The sequence below is a fragment of the Oceanisphaera profunda genome, assembly GCF_002157895.1.
Lineage (GTDB): Bacteria > Pseudomonadota > Gammaproteobacteria > Enterobacterales > Aeromonadaceae > Oceanimonas > Oceanimonas profunda.
In genome coordinates, this window is the sequence record NZ_CP021377.1 from 2,582,887 (window position 1) to 2,606,043 (window position 23,157).

Consider the following 23,157-nt stretch of genomic DNA (forward strand, 5'->3'; position numbering starts at 1 on the left):
AAGTTCCATCTACGACCCTGAACTTTATTTATAGATCAAGGTGTTGGAGGCGACTCCAAGGAGATAAGTATGTTAAGCAGACTGCGCAGTTATACGCTACAAAATGGTGACTGCCACGCCAATATTATTATCAAACCCTGTGGCACGATAGAGGTCGACATTCCTGATAAACATCAACATCTTACTGTTGAATTAGAAAGAGTGCACTTTAAGCTGAATCAACAGGGTGTATTATTAGTATGTAGTGAAAAAGGATGTGGTGTAATTGAGGATGTCAGCTTGCAGCTATCCCGTAAAGATACTTTTAATCTTTATGAAGTGATTGATGACGTTATTCAAGAGTACGAAAGGTTAATGTCAGATTTATAACAGAGCCATATGGCATTGAACAGAAAATTTATAAAAAACACCTGCATATAATGTTAGGTGTTTTTATTATTTATAGCAGGATAGGGAAGTGAGTGATTCTGAATTTTTTAGCCATGCGGCTATATAGTCTTCTTAATATGCTCTGCTTTCCAACAATACTGATCTTGGTTATGTCTGCTTGGTGCATGTTTAACCGTCGGAAGTGTATGCACTCTTGCTGACTTATTGTGAACAATGCATGCAGATCACGCGATATGGGAGGTTGGAGCTGTTGGCTTGCAAGTGCTTATAAATGGTGTACTATTGAAAAGCTGTATAAAAAACGCTCTATTTGTTGGCAGATGTTCTATTTATTCTCTTGGAATATATCAAGAGTAAAGGAGACAACCATGTTAGCGAGAAAGTGTCGGTATTCGCTGCAAAGCGATACTACTATTTATGCTGAAATTATAATTAACCCCTGTTGCACAATCGTAATATCGGTTCCTAAACTGGGTCAGAGAATAAAAAGTAAGTTGGCGTTAATACATTTCACGCCGAGTGAAAAAAATGTATTGTTAGAGTGTTACGCAAAAGATACTGCTGAGTCGAAGTCTATTGTATTAGAACTTTCTTATAGCGATGCCCTTGAACTGTGCCAAACTATTGATGAAGTTAAAGAAGAACATGAAATTTTAATGTCTGATTTATGCTATTAATCTAATTTTATATTAAATCGGCCTGAAAGTTTCAGGTCGATTTTTTTGGTCGAGCTTGGTGAGTTTTAGTCTTTAATGCCACATGTACACCTAACTATTATTTTAAATTAATAAGAGGTCAGGTTGTTGTTGGTTTTTTATAAGCTTAAGCATCTGTTTTTTATAACTTATAAATATCTACTGAATGCCGGTTTGATACCAGGGCGAGATCAAAAATAACTCGAAGGACCAAGTTTAAGATTATACCAATCTAAGTAAAGATATGGCCTATTTCGGTGAAGAGGGCGTCGATGATCTTGAGAAACAGGATGATATTAAATTTCCAGAATGGTATTAACAGCGAAATGCTGGCCCGTTTCAGGATAATGGCTAACAGCCTCGCTGTACGCCTTACGCCGTAAATTAAGGGTGAGCGCTGGAATTTTCTTCGGCTTATAGCGTAAACGTCCGACGGTTTCTTCTCTGTCCTGCCTCTCTCAAAAGCAGCTGGAACATAAATTCATGCTGTAACTTTGTATCCATTATTCAGTGTTTTTGTATTTTTTTCGCTTGTTTAAGGCTGGGTATTCTCTTGGAGCCTTATGCTTTGTTTAAACATCGCTTTAGCGAATACTGTTATGTATCTGTTTATAAATTAATATAAAAAATTTATAACTAATTAATTATGCTAGCTATTTTTACAATTACTCTGCGGGAGTTTTGTTTAATAGCAACTTTTTTTAACTGAGCTAACCTTAACGTGTTGTATAAAAAATAAACGGTTTGGATTGTGAACAACTGAGAAGGAACCTCGGGCGATCACGTTAAAGGAGGCAGTGATGTTAGTCAGAAAGAAGTGTTATACCTTGCAGAGTGGCGCTGATTTTGATGTCAATATCACGGTTCATCCGTGCTGTACCATAGAAATTGATATTCCTAAACAACGCCAGTACTTGCGGCCGCGTTTGGATCAGTTGCATTTTAAACTGACCGATCAAGGAATGATCTTAGTGGTGGATAGCAATGCAGAGGAGGATGAGTCATCTCAGGAGCTGTATCTGTCTCGTAAAGACGCGATGCAGCTTTGTCGGATGATTAATGAGGTGGTCGAAGACCATGAAGATTTGATGTCTGCTTTATGCTAATTCACCGATAAAAAATAGGCGAGTTACAGCTTAAGTAGAATGGGTCTGACTTTTCAGGTCCTGTACCGCAACCTCATTTATATCGTTTTTGTAGAGCAAAGTAGCGACAGCTAACGTACCTCAGTCACTCATTGTTCACTAAATGCAGTGTTGTGTGTTTGTAGAAACCGATAGGTCTCTTGTTGACACTAAGTCCACGGCATACTGATGTTTTCGTTAGAAAAAAGGCGCTTGTATAACAAGCGCCTTTTTGGCTGAGCTTAGCGAATACAGTCGATAAAATACTGCGTTTGCCCTTCATGCTCTTCGGTCACTAAGCCGTGAATATAGGTTTCAAAGCCTGGAAAGCGCAGGTTGAATTCTCGAGCAAATTTCAGGTAGCTAATAATAGTGTCGTTAAACACCTCGCCTGGGATCAACAGCGGGATCCCGGGTGGATAAGGAGCCACCATTACCGCCGTAGTGCGACCGGATAATTCGTCGATCGGTACTCTGTCCATTTCCTTATGGGCCATTTTGGCGAAAGCATCGGCAGGCTTCATCGAGGGAATTAAGTCTGACAAATACATTTCAGTGGTTAGCTTAGCCACGTCGTTTTCTTTGTAGATCTGGTGAATTTGGTCACACAGATCACGTAAACCCACACGCTCATAGCTAGGATTGCCTTGAATAAACTTAGGCAACACTTTCCACAAGGGCACGTTGTGGTCGTAATCGTCTTTAAACTGCTGCAGCTCGGTAACCATACTGTTCCACCGGCCTTTGGTAATACCGATGGTAAACATAATAAAGAACGAATACAGGCCGGTTTTTTCGATAACAATACCGTGTTCAGCCAAGTACTTAGTGACCACCACTGCGGGCATACCGGTGTCGGAAAAATTGCCTTCCATATTAAGGCCGGGGGTTAAAATGGTGGCCTTGATAGGGTCGAGCAAGTTAAAGCCTGGCTCCACATCACCAAAACCATGCCAGCTTTCACCGGCGTGTAGCATCCAAGCATCGCGATCATCTAAGCCGTCGTCGGTTAAATCATCGGGGCCCCACACCTTAAACCACCAGTCGCTGCCGTATTCATCCCCGACCTTGCGCATGGCACGTCTAAATTCCAGCGCCTCAGATAATGACTCTTCCACTAAGGCGGTGCCACCGGGCGCTTCCATCATGGCGGCGGCTACATCGCAAGAGGCAATAATGGCGTACTGGGGGCTGGTTGAGGTGTGCATCAAATACGCTTCGTTAAACACATCTCGGTCTAAGTGGTTGTTGGTGCCATTTTGCACCAGTATTTGTGATGCTTGCGATAATCCGGCCAACATTTTGTGGGTCGATTGGGTAGAAAATATCATCGACTTTTCACAGCGCGGACGGTTTTCGCCAATGGCGTGGTAATCCCCGTAAAAATCGTGGAAAGCCGCGTGCGGGATCCAAGCTTCATCGAAGTGCAGGGTTTCGATTTCGCCGTCGAGCAGGTTTTTGATCTCTTCGACGTTATACAAGATGCCATCGTAAGTAGACTGAGTAATGGTTAATACCCGTGGTTTGAGATCCGGATTTTTGGCTAATAATTCACGGCAGAAAGGGTTGGCCAGCATTTTTTCACGAATGCGCGCAGGCTCAAATTCACTGCGTGGAATGGGGCCAATAATGCCGTAATGGTTACGGGTGGGCATTAAGAATACCGGTACCGCGCCTGTCATCATAATGGCGTGTAAAATCGACTTATGGCAGTTACGGTCCACGACTACGATATCGCCGGGTGCGACTGTGGAGTGCCAGACGATTTTATTGGAGGTAGAGGTGCCGTTGGTCACAAAGTACAAGTGATCGGCGTTAAAAATGCGCGCCGCATTGCGCTCACTGGCGGCCACCGGGCCCGTGTGATCCAGCAACTGGCCGAGCTCGTCGACTGAGTTACAAACATCGGCGCGCAGCATGTTTTCACCAAAAAACTGGTGGAACATCTGGCCAACAGGGGATTTTAAAAACGCCACACCGCCGGAATGACCGGGGCAATGCCAAGAATAAGAACCATCTTGCGCATAATGGGTGAGGGCACGAAAGAAGGGCGGCGCTAGGCTGTCGAGATAGCTTTTTGCTTCACGAATAATATGACGCGCCACAAAGTCAGGCGTGTCTTCGTGCATATGAATAAAGCCATGCAATTCACGCAAAATCGCATTAGGAATATGGCGTGCGGTGCGGGTTTCACCGTACAGATAAATAGGAATATCTGGGTTGCGATGACGAATTTGTTCTACGAAGCGATGTAACTGATCGAGCACCGATTGGGCTTCTTCTGGGCTACCTGCTAACTCTTCGTCATCAATGGAGAGCACGAAGCCGGCTGCGCGACTTTGTTGCTGGGCAAACGAGGTTAAATCACCGTAACTGGTGTATCCCACTACATCCATACCAGACTTTTCGATGGCGGCCGCCAGCTCTCGAATGCCTGAGCCACTGGTGTTCTCGGTGCGAAAATCTTCATCAATAATGATGATCGGAAAATAAAATTGCATCGGGTTTCCTAGGGTTGCCAGACATGCCTGTTTCGGACGTGCCGGTTTCGGACGTGCAGTGTAGGACTGTCTGGTAAAGAAGCTCGCTAGCCGAGCGGGTACTGAGTCTATTCTACTGTTTAGTATGCGAGCTGACAAAAATGCTTACTACAAACTCGCTGAACCATGGCCCATTATGAGCTTATAGCAGAGCGCTAAACTGGAAATATAGGTACACAGTTGGCACTATGACTAACTCTGTCGCTATCTTGGTGCTCTGTATTCATGAACAAACTCATAAAAGCCGCCACTTGGTTAGTGGGCGCGCTCTTGCTCACCAGTTGTGCCACTGCACCGCCGCGTAATCCAGAAAATATCTGTGCGATTTTTAAAGAGCACAAGAGCTGGCATAAATCCGTCGAAAAATCCCGTAAAAAGTGGGGAGTACCGGCGCACGTGACGATGGCGATGATGTATCAAGAAAGCAGCTTCAAGCATGATGCCCAACCACCGATGCGCTACTTTTTGTTTATTCCTAGGGGACGCGCTTCAGATGCCTATGGCTACGCGCAGGCTAAAAAAGCCACCTGGGCGGATTATCAACGAGAAACGGGCAATGGCTGGGCCAGCCGCAGTAACTTTGATGATGCCGTAGACTTTATGGGCTGGTATATGAGTAAAACCAGTAAGATTAATGGCGTGTCTAAGTGGGATGCCTATAACCAGTATTTAAATTATCACGACGGCTGGGGCGGTTATCGCCGCGGTACCCATAACAAAAAAGGTTGGCTGTTAAAGGTGTCTCGCAAAGTAGAGGGCCGCGCCAAACGCTACGCAGACCAATACTGGCAGTGCAAAGACAGCCTAAACCGTGGCTGGTTTGGATAGCGAGCAGCACCGAGCTAAACATAGGGATTGAAAGATCCAATACGAGAAATTTATTTGCCACGGAATACACTGAATAAGAGCGACAAGATAAAAGAGATGGGATCTTTACCAATAAACTTATTTTTCTTAATCACTTTTTCCGTGTTCTTCCGTGTATTCCGTGGCAGAAAGAGCTTTTAGGTTTGTGTCGTCCTATTCATCCTTTACTCTTCACCAGCGAGAGCAGCAGCTTGTGCCAAGTATTGTGCCATTTCTGCTTGGGGTACCATGCCGCCGCCGGTGGCCCATACCAAGTGATGGGCATTCGCTAAACGCTCAGGTGTTAAGCCTAGACGCTGCAAATAGCCTTCATCCTGTAACACCCGCCACGGCCCTGGCATACCGGCCAAGGCGGAGGGTTCGAGTTTAATATCTTCTTGCTCGTTTAATCGCCCCAGTAACGACAACATATCCTCATCACCCAAGGTATAAAAGCCGTCGAGCATCGGCGACATTAAGCGACCCACGAAGCCAGAAGGGCGACCCACCGCTAGGCCATCGGCGGCGGTGATATTATCGATATGTAAGTCTTGCACCGAAATTTGGTCGTGCAAACCACTGTAAACGCCGAGCAGCATACAGGGCGAATGGGTGGGTTCGGCAAAGATGCAGTGCACCGCATCGCCAAAGGCCAGTTTCAAGCCAAACGCCACGCCACCTGGGCCGCCGCCTACGCCACAAGGCAAGTAGACAAACAAAGGGTTGGCACGGTCGACTTTAATATCGGCTTGCTCAAACTGCGCTTTCAATCGTTCACCGGCCACCGCGTAGCCTAAAAACAACTGCAATGAATTCTCATCATCCACAAAATGACAATAGGCATCCCCTGCGGCCTGCGCGCGGCCCTCGGCAACGGCTACTGAATAGTCGCTGTCGTATTCCACTACCGTGACGCCTTGAGTACGCAGTAACTGTTTTTTCCAGGTTCTGGCTTCTGCCGACATATGCACGCTGGTTTGAAATCCCAGCTTGGCACCTATCATGCCGATCGACAGGCCTAGGTTACCGGTTGAGCCTACCGCAATACTATATTGACTGAAAAACTCGCGAAATGGCGCGCTGTGCAATTTGGCATAATCATCTGAACGTTGTAATAAACCGGCTTTAAGGGCCAGCTTTTCGGCGTGCTGTAACACTTCATAAATGCCACCCCTCGCTTTAATGGAGCCAGAAATGGGCAGTTGATTGTCCATTTTTAGCCATAACTCACCGGGTAATGTTTGTTGAAATTGTGCCTCTAACGCCTGCTGCATCTTAGGCAGCTTGCGTATTGGTGATTCTAAGCGCCCTTGGCTAATGGCGGTTTCGGGGAAGGCCACACTAAAGTAGGCAGCAAAACGGTCTAAACGCTGGCTGGCATCTTGCACATCCTCAGCGGTGAGCCCTACGGCTGCCAGCGCTTGCTCGACGGGTAGCCGTTCGGGATTAAACCAAGTGACGGGTTTAAGGGCTATCAGCTCATTCAATAACGGATGGGCTTGGCAAAGCTCGCTAATGGCTTCTGGTGAATAACGGGGATGGGCATACATATCGTTGAGTCCTGAAAGTGAGCTGAACACCACACAGTATATCAGCCTCTTGGTGAAAGGGTGGCTATCAAGCAACAAGCAGGCCTAAAGGCCTGCTTGTTGGGGGTACTGACTGACAACACCTGCGATATTGTGGTGTGTGTCTGTGCTTATTTAGCGCTTTTGATTGAGCGCCTTTTGATCAGCGAAGTAGACTTTGGTTAATCTAAACACCACTGGGCTTAACAATGCCAAGGCAATCAGGTTAGGAATGGCCATCATGGCGTTTAAGGTGTCGGCCAACAGCCAAATAAACTCTAATGACTGAGTCGCGCCTATGGGCAGTGCGAGTACCCAGAGTATGCGAAACGGCAAGATAGCTTTTACGCCAAACAGGAACTGCACACATTTTTCACCGTAAAAGCTCCAGCCCAAAATGGTGGTAAAGGCAAAGATAGCTAAGGCCAGCGAGACGATATATTCCCCGCCCGGAATAGCCAGTGAAAAGGCGTGTGCGGTTAGCGAGGCGCCGGTTTCACCACTGGTCCAACTGCCGGTGACCACTATGGCTAAGCCGGTAATAGAACAGACGATAATGGTGTCGATAAAGGTACCCAGCATGGCAATTAAGCCTTGGCGCACTGGGCTGTCGGTTTTTGCGGCCGCGTGTGCGATAGGAGCACTACCTAGGCCGGCCTCGTTAGAGAACACACCTCGTGCCACACCAAAGCGAATGGCCATCCATACTGCAGCACCGGCAAAACCACCTTGCGCGGCAACAGGGCTAAAGGCATGTTCGAATATGGTACCAAAAGCGGACGGTAATGCGGGGGCGTTCATCCCTAAGACGATGATACCCGCCACAAAGTAGGCGACCGTCATCAAGGGCACTAACTTGCCTGCCACTTCAGAGATCCAGCGAATACCGCCGATTAATACCAAGCCTACCAGCACCATTAACACTATACCGGTGCCTGAGTGTGAGATGCCAAAAGAGCTACTTAATGCATCTGCCACCGAGTTGGCTTGTACCGTATTACCAATACCAAAGCCGGCTAAGGCGCCAAATAAGGCGAATGCGACACCTAGCCACGCCCACTTAGGGCCTAAGCCATTTTTGATGTAGTACATAGGGCCGCCAACGTGGTTGCCCTTTTCGTCGGTTTCGCGAAAGTTAACCGCACATACGGCTTCTGCATACTTGGTGGCCATGCCCACTAAGGCTGTCATCCACATCCAAAACAGCGCACCCGGGCCGCCTAAGAAAATAGCGGTCGCTACGCCGGCAATATTACCCGTGCCTATGGTGGCTGCCAGTGACGTCATCAAGGCATTAAAGGGCGAGATTTCACCACTACCGGTTTCTGTTTTAGTGAATAATAATTTGAAGCCAGTACCTAATTTTCGAATGGGCATAAACCCCATACGCAATTGTAAATAGAGCCCTATGCCTAAGATACCCACGAGCATGGGTACGCCCCATACCACGCCATTTACTGCCGTTAATAGATTGGTCAACCATTCCATAGCTAGACTCCTACAATATATTTAACAGTGAGTTAACACTGTTTTCCTGTAATAGGCTAGCTGGGATATTAAAATTTGCGCTATAGATTCATGTTTCGGATGGAACTTAAAAAAAGGCTTGCATTAACTGGCGGCACTGGGATATGGCAGCTTTATATCCGCTTAGTTGCCATTCTTTCGCAACTAAAGTCGGCTGTGCGCCTGTGGCGAGCAGAGCGGCCAGCAGTCGTTGTTCTGAGTTTGAAAGTGGTTTCAATGGAGTATGGCTTGCCACAAAGCGCGCCAAGGCTGCTTGATCAGCGCTTAAATCTCGATGATAAAAAGCAAAGTCATGAGCAATCTGTCGGTCTTGCGCTCGGGTATCGCTGGGCGGCAGCAGCGTTAACGCCTGATAAATGGCGGCCTTGTCATTCTCAACCAAGCATGTGCTGTCTGCAATTAAGCATGTGTCATCGCCAGTTAAGGATGAATCCGAGCTAAGGGGCGGTGTAGCGCATGGATGGCGATGCACATTGGCACTAAATTGCCCCTGCCAGAGCGGCAGTTGCAGCTTGGCGGCGGCTGAGCTTGGCCATAACATCATCACCGCTTGTAAGCCACTGACCGCATCTCGGCTTTGGCCCAGACGCACAGCACTAAAGCCATTGGCTTGCCAAAATTTTATCAGCTCAGGGCTGGCACCAAAGCTGGTACCGATAAAATCCCCGGTTAGTACTGGCTTTGCGGGGGATGACAGGGCTGTGGGCTGCATTTGTTGTTGCAGCCAAGTGAGTAATTGACTGCCTAGCCCGGCGTGCTGACAGTCGGGGTGCACGACGATGCGCATCACTCTGTGATAATGAAACTGACAAGCCTCACTCAAGCCGCCGTGAAAGGCTAAAGATTGTGGCAACAAGTGACCGCGCGGTCGGCGTTGGCCGCGCCAAATAGCCAAGCTAAGATCAGCGGTTAAAGGATGAGTGTGCGTTTGCCCTTCGCTGATCAACAGGGCCACGGCCACGGGGGTGGATTGGCGAAACATTACGGCTAAATGCAGCTCGGGCGCATCCAATAACTGGCGTAAATCACTGGGGCTGGTTTGATAATGAGCCAAGGTCAACAGGCCAAACAGCTGGCTTAATAACATATCGTCGTTGAGCAATTGATCTTGGTTGACCCAGCGTATTGTTAGTTTACCGTGACGAGTAGGTGTGACTGCAACCGCATTGAGTGCCAATAAGCGAAATAATAACGGCTCTAATGGATCTGTACTGCTCCAGCGCGCCGGTGTGCGCAGCTGAACTTTTTGGGTGCGCGGCTGCATGCGCAGCAGTTGTGGCTGAAATTTTAATTGAAAGCCAAGGCCGGTGCCCTCGTAGCCGTGCTCGGTGCTGGCAAACACACAGCAATACTGCCGCGCCAAACGTAATAGTAGCGCCACCGGAATGGCGGCGGCTTCATCAATCAATAAAATATCCGCAGGGGGCCGCTCGGCAAGCAGCGCATCGGGCGCCATAAAAACTAAGGGTTGTGCACAATGGGCCAGTACTTGGCTAACGGCATGGGGGCTGGGTGCGGTGAGTAATACTCGTAAACCGGCTTTAAGTAAGCGACTGGCGGTTAAACCCAATACGCTGGATTTACCGCGGCCACGATCGGCGGTCAAGATCACCGGAATTCGGCGACGAGCGCTGTGCAACAACACTGCTAAGGCATGTCGCTGCTGATCGTTTAGGCAGCCTTGTCGGTCTGAGTTCAGCTGCCATGGCGGTGTTTTTTCTATCAATGGCAAAGTGGGAAAAGCCGCACCTTGTGGCCAATGCAATACTTGTGTGTCTTGTTGTAATATTTGCATAAAGCGGCTTAAGAAGCGGCTGTGCAGACCTTTTGCTTGCTCCGGTTCGGCCACGTAACGCACTAAATCAGGATCTGCATACTGAGGCCAATGGGCAAGCGGTGGGCACAGCAATATCAGTACACCACCGGCCATCAAGGTACCGGCCACGGCGGCCAAAGCATCAGGATGTAAACCGCTAAAAGCGTTAACGACGAGAGCACCGTATGCTTGGCCGAGCACGGTTTTAAATTTGTTGGTGGCAGTGGCAGCCTGGCTACCAAGCGCTTGGCCTAGCCAAAGAGTATTAGGCTCAGAGCAAGTGAGCTGCTGGGCTTGTGCCATGGCCCAGTCTTGCTCACCGGCCATGACCAATAGCCGCCGTTCCCCCGTTTGGCATAATTGCTGGCGCCAAGTTTGCCACGCCACTAAATGATCAGCAGTTAACGGGGAGGGCATTAGCGGATTATCAATGAAAGAGCCGGTTGCCATGTTCGTCTATCACTCGTTTGGCTTTGGCTATCATAAGCTCGGCGGCTTGCTCGGCCGAGGGTAATAAATCGGCGCGCACCAAGTCATAACAGTGCTCGGTGCCGTCTATCAGTTGGATGATACGGCCATTAATTCGATATTGACCGCCTTCTGCAATCGGGGCGGGATAAATGTGGTAGCCCTGATAATTAATGGGCGCAATGTCAGCCCCGACAGGGGCAGATGGCGAGCGAAAGGCCCATTTTTTTAACCAGTTAAGCATGCGTGAAACTCTACATTAAAGGCGAGGTGATTAAGGTGAGACGAGGTAATACGATTCTGTGCAGCAGACGATTATTTTCTCACGCTTAAGATAGCGTCTGTGATTAAAGTGACGGCGCCGCTGTATTTAGTCAGTTCTTTGATCTCGTCCATATTGGAGATGATCACCGGCGTTAAGGTGGACTTGGCTTTGGCTACTAATAAATTTAAGTCGAATTCGAGAATCACATCACCGGCTTTTACGGTTTGGCCTTCGTGGGCGATGCGTGTAAAACCTTCGCCCTTGAGTTCCACGGTATCGATACCGACATGAATAAACAGCTCTAAACCTGAGTCACTGTTCATGGCAAAGGCATGATTGGTCTCAAAAATCTTACTGATCACCCCATCACAAGGGGCAACAACTTTATTGCCGCTGGGCTTAATGGCGATACCGTCACCGACAATTTTCTCAGCAAATACCACATCTGGCACATTTTCTAACGCCACTATCTCACCGGAGAGGGGGGCCAGTAGCCGAATGTTCTGCTTACGGACGGGCTCGTCAGACACCATTCTTTTTAGTTTATTAAACAGACCCATACTCTTAGCTCCCTGCAGTAATGAAGAATCACGATGATAACAGTGGCCAGAACTAAGCACCAAGCTTACCTAGAGTGCCGGAAGAAAGAATGTGGCGTGCCTAATCGCGCATAAAAAAGCGCAGGCTGTTTATTAAACAGCCTGCGCTTCATTCACTAAGCCCTGCATGAATGCAGGGCAGTGTTATTTAAGCCGGTAATTCTTGCTCAGTGAAGATACCTTGAAACAAGGCCGTACTTAAGTAGCGCTCACCAGAGCTTGGCAAGATAACCACGATAGTCTTGTTAGCAAACTCAGGCAGCTCTGCCAGACGGTTGGCGGCAACCACGGCAGCACCGGAGCTAAAGCCGGCTAAAATACCTTCGTCTTTCATCAAACGACGCGCCATCTCGATGGCTTCATCACTGGTGACTTGCTCAACGCGATCCACCAAAGACAAGTCTAAGTTACCTGGAATAAAGCCGGCACCGATACCTTGAATTTTATGAGGACCAGGTTTGAGCGGCTCACCGGCCAAAGCTTGGGTAATGACTGGCGACTCTGCAGGTTCAACGGCGACCGTGATAATGGCTTTGCCTTTGGTGTTTTTAATGTAGCGAGACACACCTGTTAGCGTACCGCCGGTACCCACGCCAGATACAAACACATCAATTTCACCGTCAGTTTCATCCCACAGCTCAGGGCCGGTGGTTTTTTCATGAATTTCTGGGTTAGCGGGGTTATTAAATTGCTGTAGCAATACAAACTTTTCTGGGGCGCTGTCTCTCAGCTCTATGGCCTTTTCGATCGCACCCTTCATGCCTTGGGCACCTTCGGTAAGCACGATATTCGCGCCCAGTGCTTTGAGCAGTTGGCGACGCTCCATGCTCATGGTGTTTGGCATGGTCAGGGTAATAGCATAGCCACGAGAAGCCGCCACAAACGCTAAAGCGATACCGGTATTGCCACTGGTGGGCTCAATCAGCTCCTTGCCTGCGACCAATTCACCGCGCTTTTCTGCATCCCAAATCATGTTGGCACCGATACGGCACTTCACACTGAAGCTGGGGTTGCGGCTTTCTATTTTAGCCAGTACGCGACCCTTGCTCACGCGGTTCAATCTTACCAAAGGCGTATTGCCAATGGTCAGCGAGTTATCTTCAAAAATTTTGCTCATGTGACTATTCCCGTAGTTCGCTAGCATCCAGTTCGCTAACATCATGATTATTGATATGCAGCCAGCTTAACCATTCTATTTAGAATGAGAAATGACAAATTAGAATGAGAAGTGACAAATTGTTATAACCAGAAGTTATTACATACTTGAATCATATGCATTTATGACGGGAAGATAAACTGCAGAATAAATGGAGCTTTTATCATAAATTTGTTATCAAGGAGCCGGTGCGCAAGCTTTTGACGCGCAACCAGTGAAGAGTCGTTTTTATTTTGGCCAGTCAGCAGTGTGATTCAGGGAATGGGTGGACATTTATATGATAGGCAGTAAATGGGTAACAAAATGTCGTGCCGCAGGCGGACTTTGGCTATTAGTGTCGCTAACCATGGGCAGTGCTACTGCTGCCGGTTGGCAAGACGAGCCCAAGGCGCGCGAGCAATTGCATCAGTTGGGCTTGGAGTTGGCCTTGGCAGATGTGCACCCTAATATCACGCAGTGGTGGCAACAGGCGGTGTCTACCGACACCGCATCAGACCAAGCCGATGACCGCTTATTACTGGGATTACAAAGCTTTTGGCGCCATTGGTCGGGCTTATCTTTTTACGATCGTCAGTATTTGCGCACTCATAAAGCCAAATTATCATTCTCTGAAGCCGATAAAACTAATTTACGCTTGGCCAATGAGTTAGGTAACCGTGAACAGTTAGTCGCACAACTCACGCCGGGTTATGGGGATCATCAGCAGCTGGCAGAACAGCTGACGCGTCTGCTGGCGCTCAATGATCAACCTTGGCCTGCCTTGCGCGGTGCTACCCTAAAGCCTAACGAGTACCATGCGCAGGTGGTCGGCATTCGCCAGCGGCTGCAGTTGTTAGGTGATATGCCTGAATCAACGGATATTGATTTGCCTGCGGTGTCGAGCCTTAACCTGATTTCACAGCATGAGCTAGACAAGGCGCTGGATAATAGCGACGTGCTGGATAAAAGTAATGTGCTGGACAATAACGGTGTGCCTGAGGGAGTGAGCTTAGCGGCAACCGAGGTCGCTGACTCTGAGTTAACGAATCCCGGACTCATCACTCCTGAATTAAGCGAGCTTGACCTCACCGAAGCCGATTTAATTGCGGCCGGCGTGGTTGAAGGCGATTTAGGGGCGGCTGAACAGGATATCGCTCTGCCAAGCCCAGTGAGCGCTCGCCCGACAATGGATGTGTTATCTGGCTTAAACAATAGCCCTGTGGCCGCGTCTGTGTTTCTCGATTTGGAGCACTACGATGCAGACTTGGTTGCTGGCGTAAAACGCTTTCAAGCGCGTCACGGCTTAACCGTGGATGGCGTGGTTGGCCCGCAAACCTATGCTTGGCTAGACACCTCGCCATTAAAGCGCGCGCAACTGTTGATGCGCAGCATGATGCGCACCTTGATCAGCGATGAATTACCGCCTTCTTATCTGTTGGTCAATATCCCCGAATATCATTTGCGCCTATACCAGAATCAAGCCTTGGTATTTGAGAGCAACGTGATAGTGGGACAAAATCAGCGTAAAACGCCGATCATGGCCAACAAAATCACCAGCGTGGTGTTTAATCCACCTTGGAATGTGCCGCGCTCCATTCTGACGAAAGATATCTTGCCTAAGCTGCATCGAGATCCGGACTATCTGGATCGCCAAGGATTTGAAGTGCTGGACAGCTCTGGCACCCAAGTGATTTCTCGGCATGAATGGCAAACTCGGCTGGAAGAGGGCGGTGGCTTTCCTTATCGGTTACGCCAGCGCCCAGGTCGCGGTAATGCGCTAGGGGCCTTTAAATTTCATCTGCCCAACAGTGATGCCATTTATTTGCATGACACCCCTGGTCGCGGCTTGTTTGCCCGTGACAGCCGCGCGCTGAGCTCGGGTTGTGTGCGCGTTGAAGGTGCCGAGCAACTGGCCGACTGGTTAGTGGCAGGGCAGATGAACGGCAGTCGCTTAGCCGCGCTAAAAGCCAAACCAGAAACTCGCTGGATCAAAGTCAACGAGCCGCTACCCTTATTTATGGTGTATTGGCCCGGCTGGCTGGGCGCGGATGGCAAACCGCACTTTCGTAATGACATTTACGGTTTTGATACCAGACTAACCAACCCCTTTAGCGCCGGCTAACCCGCTTATAAACTGATGCTCAGCGCTATTTTAGCCTGTGAGCTGAGCAGCAAAGAGGAATGTTTTAGGTAATTGATGTTGGTTATTTAAGCGTTTGTGGCGTATTTTATATACAAATTTAAGGGTTAAAATTCATGTTTTAACTCTAAGCAGATGAAAACCAGCGGTCATGCCAACGAGTAAAAACGAAAAGTAGTGACTGTAAAGTGCAAAGCCCCCAGTAGCACAGCCCTTAGCTGCGTCGCTTGTTGTTCATTGCCAACCCGTCGAACACTGCCCTTACCGGCGGGTTCGACTTTTATTTTGAGATTTTGGCGACCAGAGTGGATAACAAGCGCCGATCTATCGGCTGCTGCATGTTTATTGTTTAAAAAATGAGTTTAGAACTATGTTTGACTTCAAAAGAGAAAAACAGGCCATCGATCAACAACAGGCTGAATTAACACAGGGTGCTCTAGCACAAAGCGTTAATCGCCGTCGTTTTTTGCAAGGGTTAGGAGGGCTAGGCGCAGTGGCTATGCTACCTATGCCGGCCTTGGCTAGCCGTTCGGCACCGGTGCGCAAGCTCAGCCTGCACAGCATTAATACCGGCGAGCAAGTCACGGCCAGTTTTTGGGAAGAAGGACGCTACCTTAAAGAAGGGTTAAACACCTTGAATCGCATCATGCGCGATTATCGAGCTGAAGAGCAGTCTGAGATAGATCCTAAGTTATACGACCAGCTGTATTTACTGCAACATCGTTTGGGCAAGGTCGGTGAAATTCAAATTATTTCTGGTTACCGCTCGCCCAATACTAATGCCATGTTGCGCCGCACCAGCAGAGGCGTGGCGAAAAAAAGCTATCACATGAAAGGCCAAGCCATAGACTTGCGCCTGCCCGGAGTGCCGCTTGCCCAAGTGCGCCAAGCGGCCTTAAATATGAAAGTGGGTGGCGTGGGTTATTATCCTAGCTCTAACTTTGTTCACCTAGATACGGGGCCGGTACGCAGCTGGGTATAATGATCCACCCACAACGCCGTAGCACCACAGATGGCCACCGGTATAATCAATAGATTAATCAAGGGGATGCTGGAGCACAAGGCCACACTGGCGCCAAAACTTAAGTTAAGTTGGCGCTTTTTGGCAAGCTCACGACGCATCACCGCAAAATCAATTTTGTGGTTATCAAACGGATAATCACAATATTGGATGGCCATCATCCAGGCACTAAACACGAACCACAGCACAGGTGCTAGGGTTTGTCCTACCAGTGGTATCAGAAATAACAGCAAACAGCCCAAAGCGCGCGGCAGATAATACATTATTTTATGTATTTCTCTGGCCAGCATGCGCGGCGTGTCTTTTACTAATCCCTTCCAGCCATCATCCGGTAACGGTTGCCCCGTGAGCTTAAGTTCTACTCGTTCGGCCAGCAAGCCATTAAAAGGCGCAGCAATCAGGTTAGCGACACTGGTAAACAGCAGCGAAAATATCACTAGCACCACAATAATGGCCAATGGCCACAACACAAACTTAAGCCACTGCAAGTAACTGGGAATGCTCTCGTTAAACCATGCAAATAGGGTGTCTAGTTGCAAAAATAAAAAGTAAAAAGCGCCACCAAAGAGCAGCAGATTGACCGCTAAAGGGATCAACACAAATAGGCGTAAATCTGGCTCCACAATCAGCGACAGGCCTCTAACAATATAATGCGGGCCACTGGCTAAATGAGCCGGTGCAGACGAGGGGCGGGCATATTAGGCTTCCTTACAAATAAAATGGCATGTTAGAGAGCAATCGATCCGCTGCCAAGTGGTTATTGCTATGCCTGAGTTGCGAGCAGCAGGGTGTCGAATGTATCTTTGAAGAAGATCGTTAGACATTATTGAGTCTGTTGAAGGTTAACGAATACGCTGTGGCGCCGTAATTTTGCACAGTTTTATTGCGGCTTTCAGCTGTTGACGACAATAAAGGCCGCTGGCACATCTAAAAACCGTCAAAATGTAGGCTTTTCTCTATTCATCACCCAGATGATACTTGTCAAACCTTGATGGTAAACATACCCTTGTCATTGTCTTCAATAACATTGCGGCGCAAGGCGGTCTAATATTCCTTGCCACAGCGACATGGTTTAACGTAAGAAAAATATTTAGAGAAACGATAATGCAGGATTTGCGAATTATCTTGATCATTCTAGGCGCGGTAGCAATAGCTGCCTTACTGATCCACGGTTTGTGGACCAGCCAGAAAGGGCGACAAAAACCCATGCGCGATAAGCCGCTGAGTAAAGTGGAGAATCAAGCACCGGAAGATACCGACGATGAATTTGATCGCGATGGTATTGGCAGGGTCAGAGTGGCGGGCCACCACCAAGCTGCGTCTTTGTCTCAAGATCACGAGATAGATGATGATTGGCAAATTAGTCCGCATTTTTCGGCCATGAGCGATGATGACACCGACGAGCCGAGCTTAGTCATGCCACCTACTTTGTCGGCCAGTGTGTTTGCTGAAGACCCTAACGACGAGCATCACCAGGCTCCTGGTTTTGTGTCTCAGCCTGCTAAGCGTGCCGCTTCGCCTAATGAGAGCGCCGCCGAGTTGCGTGCCCGTCAATACCGCCAAGGTGAGATAGACCCACTTTTTGATGATCATGAGCAGGATAGCCCTAATCTTGATAGCCATACGCTTGATAACTCTAAGCTTGATAACTCTAAGTTTGATAATCATGAACTTGATGACAAAAATCACGCTCATCAAGCAACAGAGCCTCAAGCGGCGACAGTGCAGCCAACAGCGCCCATTGCTAAGCCGGAGCCTGAAGTAAAGCGGGAACCAATTTACTCAGAAGAGCTGGTTGAGCCTGCTCCGGCAGTGGAACCTGCCGTTGAGCCGGTGGTTGATAAGCCGGTAGCGCCCATCACCAAAACTTGGCAAGACGTATATGTGGTCAATCTAATGGCCAAGCCCAATCAAACCATAGCGGGCATAGATTTAATCCGTGCCGTGACGCAAGTGGGGTTAGTTTTTGGTGATATGGATATCTTCCACCGTTATCAAGGTAGTAGCACCCAAGGTGAAGCCTTGTTTAGCTTGGCGAATATGGTTAAACCGGGCACCTTTACTCCGGAAGCCATGCGAGACTTTACCACGCCGGGGGTCTCTATCTTTATGCAGCTGCCTAAGCCGGGGATGGCGAAAAATCACTTTAATATGATGATCCAAGCGGCAGACAATATGGCCGAAGAGTTAGATGCAGTACTGCTAGATGGTCAGCGCCATCCCTTAGCGCTTGAATACCTAGTGCGTTGTCGTACACAGCTCAGCGACTATGACAGCCAAGCCCAGTAATTTAATCTCTTAATATATGAAACTAACGTGCGGCCGCTGGCCGCATTTTTTATTTAAGAGATAGCTTAAAATACCGTAAAGGGTGAGGCGTAAAGAGTGAAGGGTTAAAACCTAGCGCCCTGCTAGAGTCGAGCATCCTTGCTTTGTCACTAAGCCCTCGGAACATTAAACTTCATCCTTGCGTAAAGCATACCGCTATATTTACACCGAATGACTTAAGTGGACACTTCTCGATGAATGATGCCAAAGCTCAGATCCTTGCTCTGCGTGAGCAGCTCGAACGTTATAACCAGCAATACTATGTGAGTGACGCGCCCACGGTGCCGGATGCGGAATATGACCGCGTAATGCGCGAGCTGATAGACCTAGAGCAAGCGCACCCTGAGTTATTAGATGCCGACTCACCCAGTCAAAAAGTGGGGGGGGCGCCGCTCTCAGCCTTTACACCGGTAGAGCATGCGCAGCCCATGTTGTCGTTAGATAATGTGTTTAGCCTTGATGAGCTGGCCGCCTTTGAAAAGCGCGTGCTGACGCGTTTAAATCGCAGCCAAGCGGTGCAGTATTGCTGTGAGCCTAAGCTGGATGGCCTAGCAGTCAGCCTTATGTATGAGCAAGGGCGCTTAGTGCAGGGTGCCACCCGTGGCGATGGTCGCACTGGCGAGGGCATTACCGAGAACGTGCGCACCATTAAAAGCATTCCGCTTACCTTAAGCGGCAGCGGCTGGCCGGCACGGTTTGAAGTGCGCGGCGAAGTCTTTATGCCAAGTGCCGGCTTTACGGCCATGAACGACGCCGCCCGCGAGCGTGGCGAGAAAATATTTGCCAACCCCCGCAATGCCGCCGCTGGCAGCTTACGCCAACTGGACTCGCGCATTACCGCCAAGCGTCCGCTGGCGTTTTACTGCTATGGCGTAGGGCTAGTGGAGGGCGAGCCGCTGGCCGCGAGCCACTATGACACCTTACAACGGCTAAAGAGCTGGGGTTTGCCGGTTAGCCCTGAGGTGAAACTGATGACGGGGCAGGCGGGTTGTGAGCAATATCATGACGATATTTTAAGCCGCCGAGAGCAGTTAGCCTACGAGATTGACGGCGTCGTTTATAAAGTCGATGACTTAGCCTTGCAAGCTCAGCTTGGTTTTGTGGCGCGCGCGCCGCGTTGGGCCACCGCTCATAAGTTTCCGGCACAAGAAGAGCTGACGCAGCTCCTTAATGTAGAGTTTCAAGTGGGGCGCACCGGTGCCATTACACCGGTGGCTAAATTGGCGCCGGTGCAAGTGGCGGGGGTGATTGTCTCTAATGCCACCTTGCACAACGCAGACGAGATAGCCCGCTTAGGCGTGATGATCGGCGATACGGTGATTATTCGCCGCGCAGGGGACGTGATCCCGCAAGTGGCGGCGGTGGTGTTAGACAAACGCCCCTATGATGCCCAGCAGATTGTGTTCCCCAACGAATGCCCAGTGTGCGGTGCCGAGGTGGAGCGCATCGAAGGCGAAGTAGTAGCGCGCTGCAGTGGCGGTTTGTTTTGTGCCGCTCAGCGTAAGGAAGCCATTAAGCATTTTTCATCACGCAAGGCGCTGGATATCGACGGGCTCGGCACCAAGATCATCGATCAATTGGTGGATGCTGAATTAGTGAAAACCCCGGCGGATTTGTTTTCGCTCACCCAAGGGCAATTATTGGGCTTAGCGCGCATGGGTGAGAAGTCGGCCAGCAAGCTATTAGCCGCGCTGGATGCAGCACGAGCCACCACCTTAGCGCGTTTTTTATATGCGTTAGGCATCCGTGAAGTGGGTGAAGCCACGGCCAATAACTTGGCCCAGCATTTTTTAACGCTGGATGCGGTCATGAGCGCCGAGGTGGAGTCACTGCTTAAGGTGGCCGATGTGGGCGATATTGTGGCCAAGCATGTGTATTACTTCTTTCGCCAAGCAGATAATCAAGCCGTGGTGCACGCTTTGGTTACGCCAGTCGAGGAGGGCGGCTGTGGCCTGCACTGGCCAGAAATTATAGCGCTGGCCGTTGAAGAGCAGCCACTGGCAGGCCAAACCTTCGTGCTAACAGGTACTTTAAGCCAATTATCACGCAGTGACGCTAAAGCAGCCTTGCAAGCGCTGGGCGCTAAGGTGGCGGGATCTGTTTCGGCAAAAACCAGTTGTGTGGTGGCCGGCGAGGCTGCCGGCTCGAAGTTAGTAAAGGCCCAAGAGTTAGGGCTCACCATCTTGGACGAAGACGGCTTGATCGCATTATTAGCTGAGCACCAGTAAGGCCGGTGATTAGGGAATGGGGATTAGGGGGGGAACAGAGCTCTACTCAGGATCTCTATTCCCAATTTCCTATTCCCTATTCCCTTCTAAGGCGTTGTCACCACGGCGAACTCTTGGCCCATGCGCCGAAAGGCGTTCAGTAGTAGGCCCTTATCGTTGACTTCCAAATAATGCAGTTGGCCCTCTTTATTGACGACCAGGGTCAAATCTTGGCCGGCGCGCAAGTTGCTGAGCGGTTTGTAAGAGGGCTCGGCGCGTACTAAGGCAATGAGATCACTGCCGGGCAGTTTCCATTGGCGAAACAAGGCGGCCAAGGTTTCACCCTGCGCCATGGTGTGATCGAGCTTTTTGCCACCCACAGGTATCTCAATCTCTCGGCTGACGGTGGGCGCCAATGACAAGCTTAAACTGCCGGTAACGGGCGTTGCTGCTTGCTGAGGCGCCGGTTGCCACATTAATAACAATATCCACAGCGGCGTTAAAATAGCCAAGCCCAGCTTATGTTTGCCCGGCACTTGTCGCCAGCTTTGCAGGCTGCGGCCTATGCCTTGGCGCACCGGTAAGGTGACGTTATTCATCTTACTGGCAAAAGATTCTGGTTGATTTCGCTTCATTTGTTTTCTTCTGGACATAAATAACCACCTCGTGGCTCTCAGTGTATCTGCGGCCAACAGACTCGACAAGGTATGAGATAGCGGTGCTGGGAGTAGATGACCACTTTTGTCTGCTCTTATGCCAAGATCATTCACCGACAAAGCGTTTAACCTGCTGGCTGCGGGTGGTAAAATGGCGGTACTTTTTTATCAAAGCTGTGTTTGTAAGCACAGTTTGATCCAAATACGGATGGCGCTTGATCCTCTGTGGTAAAATGCCCTAAACGTGTTGGACCTTGACCCAAACACACTTGGCCTTTAGTCCAAGTCAGTTGGGCTTTATTTATCAGCTAAGGCAGAAAGAATGACAGTTAAAACGCGGTTTGCTCCTAGCCCTACCGGCTTTCTTCATGTTGGTGGTGCCCGTACTGCCCTGTATTCCTGGCTTTATGCCCGCCACCTACAGGGTGAATTTGTATTACGTATTGAAGATACGGATCTGGAACGTTCTACCCAAGAAGCCATTGATGCCATCATAGAAGGCATGAATTGGTTGGGACTGAACTGGGAAGAGGGTCCGTATTATCAAACCCAGCGTTTTGATCGTTACAACGCGCTTATTGACCAGTTACAGAGCGAAGATAAAGCCTACAAGTGTTACTGCTCTCGTGAGCGCTTAGACGCCCTGCGCGAACAGCAAATGGCGGCGGGCGAAAAGCCACGCTATGACGGCCATTGTCGTCACAGTAGCGAACAACACGCGGCGGACGCGCCTTGCGTGATCCGTTTTAAAAACCCTACTGCAGGCTCAGTGGTGTTTGTGGATCACGTGCGCGGACGTATCGAAACCGGTAACGATCAGTTAGATGACTTGATTATTCGCCGTACTGATGGCGCGCCGACCTATAACTTTTGTGTAGTGGTTGATGATTGGGACATGGAAATTACCCATGTGGTACGTGGTGAAGACCACATCAATAATACGCCGCGCCAAATTAATATTTATCAGGCATTAGGCGCGCCCGTGCCGGAATTTGCCCATGTGTCGATGATTTTGGGCGATGATGGCGCCAAGTTATCTAAGCGCCACGGTGCCGTGAGCGTGATGCAATATCGTGACGACGGTTATTTGCCGCAAGCGTTATTGAATTACCTAGTGCGTTTGGGTTGGTCTCATGGGGATCAAGAAATTTTCTCCCGAGAGCAAATGATTGAGCTGTTCTCCTTAGATGCCATCGGCAAGTCGGCGTCGGCGTTTAACACCGACAAGTTACTCTGGCTAAACCAACACTATATGAAGACCTCACCTGCCAGCGAAGTGGCGGAGTACTTGGTGTGGCATATGCAAGATCAAGGCATAGATACTGCCCATGGCCCCGCATTAGCGGACGTGGTTAGCCTGTATGCTGAGCGTTGCCACACGTTAAAAGAAATGGCCGAGCAGAGCCGTTACTTATTTGAAGACTTCAGTGAATTTGAAGCGAACGCGGCCAAGAAGCACTTGCGCCCAGTGGCTGCCGAGCCACTGGGCTTGGTGCGTAGTAAGTTAGCTGAGCTCAACACTTGGCAAGCCGAGGCGATTCATGAGCAAATTAATGCCGCTGCGGCCGATCTAGAATTAGGCATGGGCAAAGTGGGCATGCCACTGCGGGTAGCGGTTACCGGTACCGGTCAATCGCCAGGCATAGATGGTGTGATTGCCTTGCTGAGTAAAGAGCAGGCATTGGCCCGTATCGATATGGCTTTGGCCTTTATTAGCGAGCGCGCTAACGGTTAACAGAAAACTTTAGGCGTATGCTACACATAATAAACGGGGCCATTGAGTGGCCCCGTTTATATGGCCGCATGTAAGTCATGAAGGGGATAGTCGCTCG

18 protein-coding genes are annotated in these 23,157 nt (G+C 49.3%); 9 read left to right on the forward strand and 9 right to left on the reverse strand.

From position 1 onward, the window contains the following. Nucleotides 1-69: 69 nt before the first annotated feature. The 3 genes from CBP31_RS11405 (at nucleotide 70) to CBP31_RS11415 (ending at nucleotide 2,191) form a co-directional block, all read left to right on the forward strand. A complete protein-coding gene (locus CBP31_RS11405) occupies nucleotides 70-369 on the forward strand; it encodes a hypothetical protein (RefSeq protein WP_087037364.1) in 300 nt (99 codons plus the stop codon). Nucleotides 370-758: 389 nt separating this feature from the next. Further along, the gene (locus tag CBP31_RS11410; protein ID WP_087037366.1) at nucleotides 759-1,067 is read left to right on the forward strand and encodes a hypothetical protein; all 309 of its coding nucleotides are present in this window, start codon (nucleotides 759-761) and stop codon (nucleotides 1,065-1,067) included. A gap of 818 nt (nucleotides 1,068-1,885) precedes the next feature. Continuing rightward, nucleotides 1,886-2,191 (forward strand): hypothetical protein, encoded by a 306-nt coding sequence (locus CBP31_RS11415; protein WP_087037368.1) that lies wholly within the window; start codon nucleotides 1,886-1,888, stop codon nucleotides 2,189-2,191. Nucleotides 2,192-2,451: 260 nt separating this feature from the next. Here CBP31_RS11415 and CBP31_RS11420 read toward each other — a convergent pair whose 3' ends face one another. Beyond that, nucleotides 2,452-4,710: an arginine/lysine/ornithine decarboxylase gene (locus tag CBP31_RS11420; protein WP_087037370.1), complete on the reverse strand. Its 2,259-nt coding sequence runs from the start codon at nucleotides 4,708-4,710 to the stop codon at nucleotides 2,452-2,454. Between the two features lie 264 nt (nucleotides 4,711-4,974). Between CBP31_RS11420 and CBP31_RS11425 the strand changes: the two genes are divergently transcribed. After that, nucleotides 4,975-5,577, forward strand: coding sequence for a transglycosylase SLT domain-containing protein (locus tag CBP31_RS11425; RefSeq protein ID WP_087037372.1), 603 nt, complete (start codon nucleotides 4,975-4,977; stop codon nucleotides 5,575-5,577). Between the two features lie 203 nt (nucleotides 5,578-5,780). Here the strand turns inward: CBP31_RS11425 and CBP31_RS11430 are convergent, their stop codons facing one another. The 6 genes from CBP31_RS11430 to cysK all read right to left on the reverse strand — a co-directional run bounded on the left by CBP31_RS11430 (nucleotide 5,781) and on the right by cysK (nucleotide 12,955). Continuing rightward, entirely contained in the window at nucleotides 5,781-7,145 is a 1,365-nt protein-coding gene (locus CBP31_RS11430) for a D-serine ammonia-lyase (RefSeq protein WP_087037374.1), read from the reverse strand. A gap of 153 nt (nucleotides 7,146-7,298) precedes the next feature. Next, nucleotides 7,299-8,651, reverse strand: a complete 1,353-nt coding sequence (locus CBP31_RS11435; protein ID WP_087037376.1) for an alanine/glycine:cation symporter family protein — start codon at nucleotides 8,649-8,651, stop codon at nucleotides 7,299-7,301. 106 nt (nucleotides 8,652-8,757) lie between these two features. After that, nucleotides 8,758-10,956, reverse strand: coding sequence for a tRNA(Met) cytidine acetyltransferase TmcA (locus CBP31_RS11440; protein WP_087037378.1), 2,199 nt, complete (start codon nucleotides 10,954-10,956; stop codon nucleotides 8,758-8,760). Further along, on the reverse strand, nucleotides 10,934-11,218 hold the full coding sequence (locus CBP31_RS11445; protein WP_087037380.1) for an HlyU family transcriptional regulator: 285 nt from the start codon (nucleotides 11,216-11,218) through the stop codon (nucleotides 10,934-10,936). The genes CBP31_RS11440 and CBP31_RS11445 overlap by 23 nt, the downstream gene beginning before the upstream one ends. Nucleotides 11,219-11,289: 71 nt before the next feature. After that, nucleotides 11,290-11,799, reverse strand: a complete 510-nt coding sequence (gene crr / locus CBP31_RS11450; protein WP_087037382.1) for a PTS glucose transporter subunit IIA — start codon at nucleotides 11,797-11,799, stop codon at nucleotides 11,290-11,292. A 187-nt stretch (nucleotides 11,800-11,986) separates the two neighbouring features. Then, nucleotides 11,987-12,955, reverse strand: a complete 969-nt coding sequence (gene cysK / locus CBP31_RS11455) for a cysteine synthase A (protein WP_087037384.1) — start codon at nucleotides 12,953-12,955, stop codon at nucleotides 11,987-11,989. A 316-nt stretch (nucleotides 12,956-13,271) separates the two neighbouring features. On the opposite strand from cysK, the gene CBP31_RS11460 reads away from it, so the two are divergent. Together CBP31_RS11460 and CBP31_RS11465 are read left to right on the forward strand one after the other, a co-directional pair. Further along, the gene (locus CBP31_RS11460; protein ID WP_227875016.1) at nucleotides 13,272-15,095 is read left to right on the forward strand and encodes a L,D-transpeptidase family protein; all 1,824 of its coding nucleotides are present in this window, start codon (nucleotides 13,272-13,274) and stop codon (nucleotides 15,093-15,095) included. Between the two features lie 388 nt (nucleotides 15,096-15,483). Next, nucleotides 15,484-16,095, forward strand: a complete 612-nt coding sequence (locus tag CBP31_RS11465) for a YcbK family protein (RefSeq protein ID WP_087037386.1) — start codon at nucleotides 15,484-15,486, stop codon at nucleotides 16,093-16,095. On the opposite strand, the gene cysZ is transcribed toward CBP31_RS11465, so the two are convergent. Then, entirely contained in the window at nucleotides 16,059-16,781 is a 723-nt protein-coding gene (gene cysZ, locus CBP31_RS11470; protein ID WP_087037388.1) for a sulfate transporter CysZ, read from the reverse strand. The genes CBP31_RS11465 and cysZ overlap by 37 nt on opposite strands. A gap of 457 nt (nucleotides 16,782-17,238) precedes the next feature. Between cysZ and zipA the strand changes: the two genes are divergently transcribed. Further along, on the forward strand, nucleotides 17,239-18,423 hold the full coding sequence (gene zipA / locus CBP31_RS11475) for a cell division protein ZipA (RefSeq protein WP_087037390.1): 1,185 nt from the start codon (nucleotides 17,239-17,241) through the stop codon (nucleotides 18,421-18,423). 233 nt (nucleotides 18,424-18,656) lie between these two features. Continuing rightward, entirely contained in the window at nucleotides 18,657-20,690 is a 2,034-nt protein-coding gene (gene ligA / locus CBP31_RS11480; protein ID WP_087037392.1) for an NAD-dependent DNA ligase LigA, read from the forward strand. Nucleotides 20,691-20,776: 86 nt separating this feature from the next. Here the strand turns inward: ligA and CBP31_RS11485 are convergent, their stop codons facing one another. Continuing rightward, nucleotides 20,777-21,322 carry a LysM-like peptidoglycan-binding domain-containing protein gene (locus CBP31_RS11485; protein ID WP_087037394.1) on the reverse strand — a complete coding sequence of 182 codons (546 nt, stop codon included), beginning with the start codon at nucleotides 21,320-21,322 and terminating at the stop codon, nucleotides 20,777-20,779. Between the two features lie 325 nt (nucleotides 21,323-21,647). Here CBP31_RS11485 and gltX point away from each other — a divergent pair, with 325 nt between their 5' ends. Beyond that, nucleotides 21,648-23,060, forward strand: a complete 1,413-nt coding sequence (gene gltX / locus CBP31_RS11490; protein WP_087037396.1) for a glutamate--tRNA ligase — start codon at nucleotides 21,648-21,650, stop codon at nucleotides 23,058-23,060. The last annotated feature ends 97 nt before the right edge of the window (nucleotides 23,061-23,157 follow it).

What these genes read in the sequence shown, in the direction of transcription:
- gltX (WP_087037396.1), top strand. Translation starts at nt 21,648, where the DNA reads ATGACAGTTAAAACGCGGTTTGCTCCTAGCCCTACCGGCTTTCTTCAT.
- CBP31_RS11445 (WP_087037380.1), bottom strand. Translation starts at nt 11,218, where the DNA reads ATGCTTAACTGGTTAAAAAAATGGGCCTTTCGCTCGCCATCTGCCCCT.
- CBP31_RS11410 (WP_087037366.1), top strand. Translation starts at nt 759, where the DNA reads ATGTTAGCGAGAAAGTGTCGGTATTCGCTGCAAAGCGATACTACTATT.
- crr (WP_087037382.1), bottom strand. Translation starts at nt 11,799, where the DNA reads ATGGGTCTGTTTAATAAACTAAAAAGAATGGTGTCTGACGAGCCCGTC.
- CBP31_RS11405 (WP_087037364.1), top strand. Translation starts at nt 70, where the DNA reads ATGTTAAGCAGACTGCGCAGTTATACGCTACAAAATGGTGACTGCCAC.
- CBP31_RS11435 (WP_087037376.1), bottom strand. Translation starts at nt 8,651, where the DNA reads ATGGAATGGTTGACCAATCTATTAACGGCAGTAAATGGCGTGGTATGG.
- cysK (WP_087037384.1), bottom strand. Translation starts at nt 12,955, where the DNA reads ATGAGCAAAATTTTTGAAGATAACTCGCTGACCATTGGCAATACGCCT.
- CBP31_RS11460 (WP_227875016.1), top strand. Translation starts at nt 13,272, where the DNA reads ATGATAGGCAGTAAATGGGTAACAAAATGTCGTGCCGCAGGCGGACTT.
- ligA (WP_087037392.1), top strand. Translation starts at nt 18,657, where the DNA reads ATGAATGATGCCAAAGCTCAGATCCTTGCTCTGCGTGAGCAGCTCGAA.
- CBP31_RS11430 (WP_087037374.1), bottom strand. Translation starts at nt 7,145, where the DNA reads ATGTATGCCCATCCCCGTTATTCACCAGAAGCCATTAGCGAGCTTTGC.
- CBP31_RS11465 (WP_087037386.1), top strand. Translation starts at nt 15,484, where the DNA reads ATGTTTGACTTCAAAAGAGAAAAACAGGCCATCGATCAACAACAGGCT.
- zipA (WP_087037390.1), top strand. Translation starts at nt 17,239, where the DNA reads ATGCAGGATTTGCGAATTATCTTGATCATTCTAGGCGCGGTAGCAATA.
- CBP31_RS11420 (WP_087037370.1), bottom strand. Translation starts at nt 4,710, where the DNA reads ATGCAATTTTATTTTCCGATCATCATTATTGATGAAGATTTTCGCACC.
- CBP31_RS11415 (WP_087037368.1), top strand. Translation starts at nt 1,886, where the DNA reads ATGTTAGTCAGAAAGAAGTGTTATACCTTGCAGAGTGGCGCTGATTTT.
- CBP31_RS11440 (WP_087037378.1), bottom strand. Translation starts at nt 10,956, where the DNA reads ATGGCAACCGGCTCTTTCATTGATAATCCGCTAATGCCCTCCCCGTTA.
- CBP31_RS11425 (WP_087037372.1), top strand. Translation starts at nt 4,975, where the DNA reads ATGAACAAACTCATAAAAGCCGCCACTTGGTTAGTGGGCGCGCTCTTG.
- CBP31_RS11485 (WP_087037394.1), bottom strand. Translation starts at nt 21,322, where the DNA reads ATGTCCAGAAGAAAACAAATGAAGCGAAATCAACCAGAATCTTTTGCC.